Below are 1,548 nucleotides of genomic sequence, written 5' to 3' on the forward strand. Positions count from 1 at the left end.
GTGTGCGATGATTGCACTGAGAGTGCCTTTCCGTATGTGGACAATTGTGATGTGAGAATCTTGATTGTCTCACTACGGGAGGCGCTTTCGTCATTCACACGCCTTCACATCCGCCACAATCTCCACGGATCCAGGCTAAGAATAGAGCGGGCTACGAAGCCGACCCGGCGGAACCGCCACCCCCCTGAGGCAACCCCGCCGCTGCGACAGCCTCCCGAGCCTCCTCCGCCGCTCATCACGCTGTAAGGCACGGAAACAATTTGGCGACATAGACCTGCCGCCAGCCTCGACACGTTCCGTTCACGCGTCGATCCGGAATGGCGGCGGCGTGGCGGAACAGTCAACACCCGCGGTCCCGCAGTACATGCCGAGAAAGGCGCGTAGCTTCGCCAGCCATTCGCTGCACGCGGTTGACCGGACCACGTCGCCAGCCGTCGCCAGGCCCAAGTTCCCAGTCCGATCCAGATTTGCCGCTCAGGCATCTAAGCTCCGACGGGATGCCTTGATGTGACCGAGGTTCCGGAGGGTCCAGGCGCACATTCCATCGATCGCCGCTCGGAGGGGCGTGGCCGGGCTCGGTGAGGGTGTGGGCGGCCCGTAGTGGCACGGTGGGATGCGCCTTCCGCTCGACCAGGCCGTCAACTCAAGCTCCGCAGTTCTGGGTGAGCATCTTGTAGTTGATGCCCTCGACTGCGTCCCCCAACTCACTGAAGCACAGGGTGCGCCCACCGAGACACTCGATGACCATCAACGTCCCCTTGTTGGCGAGGTCCGTGAAGATTTCCGGACTAACGAGTCCGCACGCGTCAAATCTGCGTCCGGAGGCGAGCCCGCCGATCACGACTGAATCTTCGCCGCCCAGGCGCCGCACCTCGACGTACGCGGACCCTGGACGACGACGCCGCCAACTACATTGCCGTGGTCGGGTCGGCGCTGTTCCGATCGATGGAATACACCGCAGACAATCACGGCTACTGTGTGCGGCCCCAGAGCGCCCGCGGCGCGAGAGGTGTTCTGGGCGCGGACAAATATCTCGTGAGCATCGTCGGATTCGACGAACTCGCCGACCGGGCCACCACCGAACGCGGGTTCTTCCCGTGGTTCGTGAATCTGCTGTCGAGACATCCGGTGCTCACCTGGCGTGCCGCCGCCCTGCGGAACAGGACCCGGCACGGTCACCTGTTCGTGAAACCCGGCCAGATCTACCGCGATCCGCAGAAACTGCAGTACGCGGCCGACCCGGCAGGGCCCGGCACTCGGTGACCGTGCCCAGGATCGGGGCTGGGCTCAGTCGAACTGAGGGTCCTCGGTCCGGGTGCGCTTGAGCTCGAAGAAGTGCGGGTAGCCGGCCAGCGCGACCACACCGTCCCACACCTTGCCCGCATCCTCGCCGCGGGGAATCCGCGACAGGACCGGGCCGAAGAACGCGACACCGTTGACGTGGATCGTCGGGGTTCCCACGTCCGGTCCGACGGCGTCCATGCCGGCGGCGTGACTCTCGCGCAGTGCGGCGTCGTACTCCTCCGACTCGGCGGCCTCGGCCAGTTC

At 65.1% G+C, this 1,548-nt stretch carries 2 protein-coding genes and 1 pseudogene; 1 reads left to right on the plus strand and 2 read right to left on the minus strand.

The annotated features are described in order from the left end of the window. Window positions 1–643 precede the first annotated feature (643 nt). A complete protein-coding gene (locus AZG88_RS54550; RefSeq protein ID WP_231914303.1) occupies window positions 644–841 on the minus strand; it encodes a hypothetical protein in 198 nt (65 codons plus the stop codon). Between the two features lie 41 nt (window positions 842–882). On the opposite strand from AZG88_RS54550, the pseudogene AZG88_RS35375 reads away from it, so the two are divergent. Then, window positions 883–1,263, plus strand: a pseudogene (locus AZG88_RS35375) (peptidase M48); the annotation flags it as partial. Window positions 1,264–1,287: 24 nt separating this feature from the next. Here the strand turns inward: AZG88_RS35375 and AZG88_RS35380 are convergent. Beyond that, the coding region (locus tag AZG88_RS35380) for a mycothiol-dependent nitroreductase Rv2466c family protein (protein WP_442971764.1) at window positions 1,288–1,548 on the minus strand (261 nt) is incomplete at its 5' end.

The organism is Rhodococcus sp. LB1 (assembly GCF_001583455.1).
Lineage (GTDB): Bacteria > Actinomycetota > Actinomycetes > Mycobacteriales > Mycobacteriaceae > Rhodococcus_F > Rhodococcus_F opacus.